Source organism: Amycolatopsis sp. NPDC051071 (genome assembly GCF_040682875.1).
GTDB lineage: Bacteria > Actinomycetota > Actinomycetes > Mycobacteriales > Pseudonocardiaceae > Amycolatopsis.
Window position 1 is genome coordinate 1 of sequence record NZ_JBFBBY010000257.1, and the last position, 8136, is coordinate 8136.

An 8136-nucleotide genomic window follows, 5' to 3' on the forward strand; every position below is an offset into this window, starting at 1 on the left:
CCTTGCGCTAGGCGCAAGGAAGGGGGCCTTCCTGTACTTGGAGCCTGTTCCGAGGCCGGCTTATCCGCCGCAGGTTCCTCACGACCTGCAAAGTGATAGCAAAGGTCCCTTGCTATCGCTTTCCCGACGATCCCCCGGCCAGCAGCTGGTCGAAGGGCACAAACCCACCACCCGAAGCGACTGGAGCGCCCGAAGCAGAGGAGAGCCGCGAAGCGAACTCCCGCCCTGCCCGCGAAGCCCGGACGTCGAGATCACCCGGAGAAGCCCAGTCCGACGAAGCCGCGTACACCGCCGTCGCGACAGGCTCGGCGCGAAGGTAGGCGAAGAGCGGACGTAGCGCGAAGTCGAGCACCAGCGAGTGCCGTTCGGTTCCGCCGGTCGCGCCGATCAGCACGGGCTTCCCGTCGAGCGCCTTCTGCTCCAGCACGTCGAAGAACGACTTGAACAGTCCGCTGTACGACGCGGTGAACACCGGCGTCACGGCGATCAGGCCGTCCGCGGCCGCCACCGTGTCGATCGCCGAACGCAGTGCCGGGGAGGGAAATCCGGTCAGCATGTTCTTCGTGACGTCGAGGGCCAGGTCCCGGAGTTCGATCACCTCGATCTTCACGTCCGGCAGGGCGGAAGAAACCGCCGCGGCCAGTTTGTCCGCGAGCAGCCGCGTCGAGGACGGCTGGCTCAGTCCCGCGGTCACCACTGCGATCGTCGTCACGCGGACACCTCCGAAAGACCAGCCATGAGCGAAGCGTGCGTAGGGGCTTCAGGCACGTGAGAAGGGCGAAGAGAGTCGAGTTCCTTGCGCAGCACCGGGATCACGTGCTCGCCCAGGAGGTCGAGCTGCTCCAGCACGGTCTTCAGCGGCAGGCCCGCGTGGTCCATCAGGAACAGCTGACGCTGGTAGTCGCCGAAGTGTTCGCGGAAGGTCAGCGTCTTGTCGATGACCTCCTGCGGGCTGCCGACGGTCAGCGGCGTCTGCTCGGTGAACTCCTCCAGCGACGGCCCGTGCCCGTACACCGGCGCGTTGTCGAAGTACGGCCGGAATTCGCGTACCGCGTCCTGCGACTTCGGCCGCAGGAACACCTGGCCGCCGAGTCCGACGATCGCCTGGTCCGCCTTGCCGTGCCCGTAGTGTTCGTACCGCTCGCGGTACAACCGGATCAGCGACTGGAAGTGCTCCTTCGGCCAGAAGATGTGGTTCGCGAAGAAGCCGTCGCCGTAGTAGGCGGCCTGTTCCGCGATCTCCGGGCTGCGGATCGAACCGTGCCAGACGAACGGCGGGACGCCGTCGAGCGGCCGCGGGGTCGAGGTGAACTCCTGCAGCGGTGTCCGGAACTTGCCGGACCAGCTGACCACGTCCTCCCGCCACAACCGGTGCAGCAGGTGGTAGTTCTCGACGGCGAGGGGGATCCCCTGCCGGATGTCCTGCCCGAACCACGGGTACACCGGTCCGGTGTTGCCGCGGCCCATCATCAGGTCGACGCGCCCGTCCGCGAGGTGTTGCAGCATCGCGAAGTCCTCGGCGATCTTCACCGGGTCGTTCGTGGTGATCAACGTCGTCGACGTGGAAAGAATGAGTTTCGACGTCTGCGCGGCGATGTACCCGAGCATCGTCGTCGGCGACGACGGCACGAAGGGCGGGTTGTGGTGCTCACCGGTCGCGAAGACGTCGAGGCCGACTTCCTCGGCCTTGAGCGCGATCCGCACCATCGCCTTGATGCGCTCGTACTCGCTGGGTGCCTCCCCGGTGGCCGGGTCGGTCGTCACATCGCCCACCGTGAAGATTCCGAACTGCATGACCTGCTCCCTAGTCACCGGATCATCGTTACTTGAGCGTTCAACCTTACGCGCGCAAGATGTATTCCCCGTCGCCGCGAACAACCGCACCGAGGCCACGGCCACCGCGCTGATGCGGTTCTACGGCAACGGCACCGGGCTCTGGCAGACCACGGGCTTTTACCTGACGCGCCAAGCGAAGGCGACGATCGCGAACAACCGCACGTCACTCGACCAGCACGGCCTGCGCTGGGCCGGTCCGGCCGACCGGATCGACGCGGCCCGTCAGCACAGTGCGCTGGAGGTCCTCACCGCGGCCCTCTGAGCACCGGCGTCGGGACATGCAGCCAGGCGCGGACCTCGGTCTCCTTCTCGTGCACGAGCACCTGCCGGTAGCTCATCGTGTCGAGACCGGGGCCGCCCTGGTCCTGGACGTCCTCGTGGAACCGGTCCGAGACGAGCACGACGACGGGTGAGGTGTCCGGCGCTTCGGCGAGCGCGTCACGCAGCACCCGCGAGTCGAGCAGCCGGGCGAGCAGCACCTTCGGCCGCCCCGTCACACCGTATTCGTCGAGCGTGACCTCTCCGGCGTGGATCGCCACGCGCACCCGGATCCGCAGGTCCCGCTCGGTGACCACGTTGTACTTGGCCAGTTCCGCCGCCAGTTGCGAAAGCAGCGGGAGCAGCAGCCGGAACTTCGGGAAATGCGGCGGGACGACGACGATCATGCCGTCCCCGGTGTCCCGTTTGAGACAGACGTCCCAGGCGATGCCGCTGGCCTCGAAGGCGTCGGCCAGCAGGCCGAAGAGCATCCGCCGCACCTGGACGAAAATCTCGCTGCTGCGCCCGACCTGGCCGAATCCGGCGATGTCGATGGAGAACAACCCGCAGTGCATGCCGGATTCCACCCAGACCGCCGGCGGCGGGTAGAGGATCTTCTTCCGCAGCGAGGCGAGATGGACGCAGGACACGGTGACGAACACGATCGTGCCGAAGAACCACAGGAAGCCGAACGCGATCTCCGTGTTGTTCGCGTCGCCCGCTTCCGCGAGCGCGAAGAGCATCAGACCGGACAGCACGGAGTAGGCCAGCACGTACACCAGCAAGAACGCGCGGCGCAGCCGGATCGCCGCGTGCACGAACGGCAGCGGTGAGAGCACGCCGAAAGACCCGACGACCACCACGAAATACCAAAGACTCACCACGCGCTGCGTGGTCGACGCGCGTGTGGGACCGACTCTGACGGCCACTTCCCGATTCCCCCTGCCGCCCCCAGCAGTGTGACAGGGCAAACCATAACGCCTCATCAGGTGACTGTCAGGAGCAGGACCAGGGCATAGAGACCGGCGCCGACCTCCTCACGGAACAAAAGGGCCAGAACGCCCACCAGGACCACCAGCCCGGCGATCATCAGTATCCTTCGCGGTTTCATGACCTTCTTCCCTGGGGACTCTCCCAACGGTTAAGAGGCCGGTTCCTGACGAGAAGTTGCGAGCGTTCACGGACCGTCAGCGAACGGGCGCGGTCAGCTGACTGGGTGTGGCCACGAACAGGTGTTCGCCACACCGAGGGCGCTGGAGGAGACGACTTGTCGGAGGGGACGGATATCCTCCAGTACGGTGTCGCGTTGAACGCCACCTCCACCGGCAAGTTCGTGAGCCACGACTCCAGGAGAAAGACCCAGTGACTGCTGAGACCCTGTACGGGGCCGACGACCTGACGCACCTCGAGGGTCTGGAAGCGGTCCGCAAGCGCCCCGGGATGTACATCGGCTCCACCGACAGCCGCGGTATCAACCACCTGTTCTCCGAGGTCGTGGACAACTCGACCGACGAGGGTGTGGCGGGCCACGCCGTCAGGATCGTGGTGACCCTGCACGCCGACGGGAGTGTCCAGGTCGACGACGACGGCCGGGGCATCCCCACCGGCACACACGCCAAATCCGGGCTGTCCGGTGTCGAACTGGTGCTGACCAGGCTGCACGCCGGCGGCAAGTTCGGCGGCTCCGGCTACAAGACCTCCGGCGGCCTGCACGGTGTCGGCGCTTCGGCGGTGAACGCGCTTTCGCACCGCTTCGACGTCACAGTGAAGCAGGACGGCAAGGTCCACCAGATGTCGTTCGCGCACGGCGTGCCCGGCGTCTTCGACGGGCCCGGCCCGAAGGCCAAGTTCACCCGCAAGTCCGGGCTGAACGTCACCGGGAAGATGAAGCGCGGCGAGCGCGGCGGCACGTCGATCCGGTACTGGTACGACTCGCGTTACTTCGAGACCGGCTCCGCGCTCGACGTCGAAGGCGTCCGCGCGAAGATGCGCAACACCGCGTTCCTGGTCCCCGGCGTCACGTACGTGCTGCGCACCGCCGTCGACGACTCGATCAGCGAAGAGACCTTCCACTTCCCCAACGGCCTCGCCGACATGGTCGACTTCCTCAGCCCGTCCGGCGAGAAACCGGTCTGCGGCACGCTGATCATCAAGGGCGAGGGCACCTACAAGGAGAACGCCGCCGACGCCAGCGGCGTCATGCAGTCCAATGTGGAGCGTCACGCCGAGATCGAGGTCGCGCTCCGCTGGGGCACCGGCTACGAGCGCACGGTGGAGTGCTTCACCAACACCATCCGCAACGTGCACGGCGGCACGCATCGCCGCGGTTTCGACCGCGCGGTACTGAAATCCTTGCAGGACGCCATTTCCAAAACCCGAGGGCTGCTGAAGCCCAAGGAGGACATGCCGACCGTCGAAGACGTTCTCGAAGGTATGACGGCGGTCGTGCACGTCAAACTGCCGGAGCCGCAGTTCACCTCGCAGACCAAGGACGAACTGTCCACCGCCGGCATCACCAGGGTCATCCAGGGCATCGTCGACAAGCACATCCGCGCCTGGACCGAAGATCGCAAGACCAAGTCCGAGGCCAAGGTCGTCCTGCAGAAGGTGGTCGACGCGGCACGCGTCCGGCTCACCCAGAAGCAGCAGAAGGACGCCGCCCGGCGCAAGACAGCGCTCGAAGGCGCGGCCATGCCGCCGAAGCTGGTCGACTGCCGCACCACCGGCGTCTCCCGCAGTGAACTGTTCCTCGTCGAGGGTGACAGCGCGCTCGGTTCGGCGCGGATGGCGCGCGTGTCGGAGTACCAGGCGCTGCTTCCCTTGCGCGGCAAGATCCTCAACGTCCAGAAGGCGTCACTCGGCGACACACTGAAGAACGCCGAGATCGCCTCGATCGTGCAGGTACTCGGCGCGGGCAGCGGACGCACCTTCGACCTAGCGACCATGCGCTACGGCCGGGTGATCCTGATGGCCGACGCGGACGTCGACGGTTCGCATATCCGGACGCTGCTGATCACGCTGTTCGCCAAGTACATGCGGCCGGTCATCGAGGACGGCAGGCTGTACGCCGCGATGCCGCCACTGCACAAACTGGTCACCAAGGGCCGCCACCCGGAAACCCATTTCACCTTCAGCCAGAAGGAGATGGAGACCAAGTTCGCGGCGCTGGAGCGCGCGGGCAAGCAGATCGTCACGCCGGTGCCCCGGTTCAAGGGCCTCGGCGAGATGGACGCCGACGAACTGTGGGACACCACGATGAACCCGGCCACCCGCTCGGTCCGCCGCATCACCCTCGACGACGCCGAAGCCGCGGAGAACGCGCTCGAACTGTTGATGGGCGAGAAGGTCGAACCTCGCCGCAATTGGCTCGTCGAGTCCTCCGACCGGGTCGACCGCGACGCCATCGACGCCTGATTTCGTTGCTATTCAAGGAGCTTTGAGCAATGGCACGCCGTAAGGGCACCACCACCAAGGTCGACCCGTCCGCGTTCGACCGGCCCGGCGCGAACGTCTTCGACAACCCGCTGAAGACGGAGATCGAGGATTCGTACCTGGAGTACGCCTACTCGGTCATCCACTCGCGGGCACTGCCGGACGCGCGGGACGGGCTGAAGCCGGTCCACCGCCGGATCCTCTTCTCCATGCACGAGAACGGTTACCGGCCGACACACGCGTACGTGAAGTCGTCACGCGTCGTCGGTGACTGTATGGGCAAGTACCACCCACACGGCGACACCGCGATCTACGACGCCATGGTGCGGATGGCGCAGGACTTTTCCCTCAACGTGCCCCTGATCGACGGGCATGGGAACTTCGGATCCCCCGATGACGGCCCGGCGGCGTCGCGCTATACCGAAGCGAAGATGTCGCCAGAGGCCATGCTGCTGGTCGGCGAACTCGGCGAGGACACCGTCGACTTCCGGCCGAACTACGACGGTTCGCTGGAAGAACCGTCGGTGCTGCCGGCGGCTTTCCCGAACCTGCTGGTCAACGGCACTTCCGGGATCGCGGTCGGGATGGCGACCAATATGATCCCGCATAACCTGACCGAGGTCATCGGCGCGGCACGGTGGCTGATCAACCATCCGAACGCGACGCTCGACAAGCTGATGGAGTTCGTCCCCGGCCCCGACCTGCCGACCGGTGGTTCACTGCTGGGGCTGGACGAGGTCCGCCGGGCGTACGAGACCGGACGCGGCGTGGTGCGCATGCGCGCGAGCGCCGAGACCGGCCCGCTGGAGGGCAGCCGCGGCCGTCAGGCGATCACCGTCACCGAACTGCCGTACGGCGTCGGGCCGGAGAAGGTGATCGAGAAGATCACCGACGAGGTCAACAAATCCAAGCGGCTGACCGGGATCGCCGACGTCAAGGACCTCACCGACCGCGAGAACGGCACGCGGCTGGTCGTCGAGTGCAAGGTCGGCGTGAACCCGCAGGCGCTGCTGGCGGACCTGTACCGGCTGACGCCGCTTGAGCAGTCCTTCGGCATCAACAACCTGGTGCTGGTGGACGGACAGCCGCGGACGCTGGGGCTCAAGGCGCTGCTGGAGGTCTTCCTCAGCCACCGCTACGAGGTCGTCACCCGCCGCACGCGCTATCGCCGTCGCAAGCGCGAAGAGCGTCTGCACCTGGTCGAGGGCCTGCTCGCCGCCCTGCTCAACATCGACAAGGTGATCAAGCTGATCCGCGAGAGCGAGAACGCCGCGGCCGCGAAGGACGGCCTGATGAAGCGGTTCAAACTCTCGGAGATCCAGGCGACCTACATCCTGGACACGCCGCTGCGGCGGCTCACCAAGTACGACCGGATCGAACTCGAAGCCGAACAGGACAAGCTGCGCGACGAGATCGCCGAACTGTCCAAGATCCTCGACGACGAGACCGTGCTGAAGAAGGTCGTCTCGGCCGAACTGGCCAAGGTCGCCAAGGACTCCCCGGCCGAACGCCGCACCGCGTTGATCGACGGCGACCTCAAGGAGGTCCTCGCCGCGTCGAAGCCGTCCGGCCCGCTGGAGGTCGCCGACGACCCGTGCCAGGTCATCCTGTCCGCGACCGGGCTGGTCGCGCGGACGGCGGCGGAGTCGGAGGAGGCGTCCGAAGTCCGGCGTCGCAACGGCCGGGTGAAGCACGACTCGGTGTCCGCGGTCGTCCATTCGACCGCACGCGGTCAGGTGCTGCTGGTGACCAACCGCGGCCGGGCGTTCAAGACCGACGTTCTGCCGCTGCCGGTGTTGCCGGAGCAAGCGGGCACCGTGTCACTACGCGGCGGGATGGCCGCGAAGGAACTGGTGCCGCTGGAAAAGGGCGAGCGCGTCATCGGCCTTGCCCCGCTCGGCGACCAGGCCGCCGGCTCCCCCGGCCTCGCGCTCGGCACGAAACTCGGCGTCGTGAAGGTATGCGCGCCGGAATGGCCGGTCCGCTCGGACGAGTTCGACGTGATCAGCCTGAAGGACGGAGACGAGGTCGTCGGCGCCACCTGGCTCACCGGCGGCGACGAGACGCTGGCGTTCCTGTCGTCCGAAGCGTCACTGCTGCGCTACCCGGCTTCGCTGGTGCGGCCGCAGGGTCTCAAGGGCGGCGGTATGGCGGGGATCGTCGTGCGCGGCGAGGCGGAAGTGGTCTTCTTCGGCGCCATCCGCACCGATGACGCCGAGCACGGCGAGCCGATGGTCGTCACCGCGACCGGCGCGAGCGTGAAGGTGACGCCGTTCAGCGAGTACCCCGCGAAGGGCCGCGCGACCGCCGGCGTCCGGGCGCAACGCTTCCTCAAGGGCGAAACGCGACTGGTCGTCGGCTGGATCGGCCCGCGTCCGGCCGGTGCCTCCCGCACCGGCGACCCGGTGGAACTGCCCGAGATCGACGTCCGGCGTGACGGCTCCGGCCACGCGCACCCCGGCCCCGAGGTCGTCGGCCACCTGATCGAACGCGGCTGACCCGCTTCCCCAGTACGTGAAGGCCCCCTTCCTTGCGCTAGGCGCCAGGGCCCCGGCAAAGTCGTTGTGGCTGGTCAGTGGGTGATTCCGAGTAGTGTTAGTGGTCGGGTGA

The 8136-nt window shown here is 66.9% G+C and carries 6 protein-coding genes; 3 read left to right on the top strand and 3 right to left on the bottom strand.

Annotation, left to right across the window (positions count from 1 at the left end):
* Window positions 1-112: 112 nt before the first annotated feature.
* Together AB0M65_RS39205 and AB0M65_RS39210 are read right to left on the bottom strand one after the other, a co-directional pair.
* Window positions 113-712: an FMN reductase gene (locus tag AB0M65_RS39205; RefSeq protein WP_364040143.1), complete on the bottom strand. Its 600-nt coding sequence runs from the start codon at window positions 710-712 to the stop codon at window positions 113-115.
* Window positions 709-1794: an LLM class flavin-dependent oxidoreductase gene (locus AB0M65_RS39210; RefSeq protein ID WP_364040146.1), complete on the bottom strand. Its 1086-nt coding sequence runs from the start codon at window positions 1792-1794 to the stop codon at window positions 709-711. The genes AB0M65_RS39205 and AB0M65_RS39210 overlap by 4 nt, the downstream gene beginning before the upstream one ends.
* Between AB0M65_RS39210 and AB0M65_RS39215 the strand changes: the two genes are divergently transcribed.
* A complete protein-coding gene (locus AB0M65_RS39215) occupies window positions 1793-2098 on the top strand; it encodes a hypothetical protein (protein WP_364040149.1) in 306 nt (101 codons plus the stop codon). The genes AB0M65_RS39210 and AB0M65_RS39215 overlap by 2 nt on opposite strands.
* On the opposite strand, the gene AB0M65_RS39220 is transcribed toward AB0M65_RS39215, so the two are convergent.
* On the bottom strand, window positions 2082-3023 hold the full coding sequence (locus AB0M65_RS39220) for a hypothetical protein (protein WP_364040152.1): 942 nt from the start codon (window positions 3021-3023) through the stop codon (window positions 2082-2084). The two genes, AB0M65_RS39215 and AB0M65_RS39220, sit on opposite strands and share 17 nt — an antisense overlap.
* A gap of 433 nt (window positions 3024-3456) precedes the next feature.
* Here AB0M65_RS39220 and AB0M65_RS39225 point away from each other — a divergent pair, with 433 nt between their 5' ends.
* Together AB0M65_RS39225 and AB0M65_RS39230 are read left to right on the top strand one after the other, a co-directional pair.
* Window positions 3457-5508 carry a DNA topoisomerase IV subunit B gene (locus AB0M65_RS39225; protein WP_364040155.1) on the top strand — a complete coding sequence of 684 codons (2052 nt, stop codon included), beginning with the start codon at window positions 3457-3459 and terminating at the stop codon, window positions 5506-5508.
* A 29-nt stretch (window positions 5509-5537) separates the two neighbouring features.
* A complete protein-coding gene (locus AB0M65_RS39230; protein ID WP_364040158.1) occupies window positions 5538-8024 on the top strand; it encodes a DNA topoisomerase IV subunit A in 2487 nt (828 codons plus the stop codon).
* Window positions 8025-8136 lie beyond the last annotated feature (112 nt).

Coding starts and splice junctions, on each gene's coding strand:
- AB0M65_RS39215 (WP_364040149.1), top strand. CDS start 1,793: ATGACCTGCTCCCTAGTCACCGGATCATCGTTACTTGAGCGTTCAACC.
- AB0M65_RS39210 (WP_364040146.1), bottom strand. CDS start 1,794: ATGCAGTTCGGAATCTTCACGGTGGGCGATGTGACGACCGACCCGGCC.
- AB0M65_RS39230 (WP_364040158.1), top strand. CDS start 5,538: ATGGCACGCCGTAAGGGCACCACCACCAAGGTCGACCCGTCCGCGTTC.